General features: G+C 47.1%; 1 protein-coding gene. It reads right to left on the bottom strand.

Annotated elements, in window-relative coordinates; all coding sequences use genetic code 11:
• Positions 1-276: AMP-binding protein (locus B3180_RS06980; protein ID WP_286843735.1), on the bottom strand; the 276-nt coding region annotated here is incomplete at both ends.

Here is a 276-nt window from a genome sequence, read left to right as displayed (position 1 = left end):
TCCTTTTGCCATTAACGCGCGAATAGCTGTTGGTGCCGTATAAAGAATGTTCACTTTATGTTTATCAACAATTTCACCAATACGACCTACACCCGGGTAGGTAGGAACACCTTCAAACATCAGGGTCGTCGCACCGTTCGCTAACGGTCCGTAAACAATGTACGAGTGACCAGTGATCCAACCAACGTCCGCGGCACACCAGTAGACTTCATCTTCCTGATAGTCAAAAACATACTCGTGGGTCATGGATGCGTACACCATATAACCACCGGTAGT

Origin of the sequence: Idiomarina sp. UBA4206, assembly GCF_002383015.1 — a bacterium.
Taxonomy (GTDB): Bacteria; Pseudomonadota; Gammaproteobacteria; order Enterobacterales; family Alteromonadaceae; genus Idiomarina; species Idiomarina abyssalis.
The sequence above is the reverse complement of the archived record's forward strand: the minus strand, read 5'-3'. Positions and strand labels throughout refer to the sequence as shown.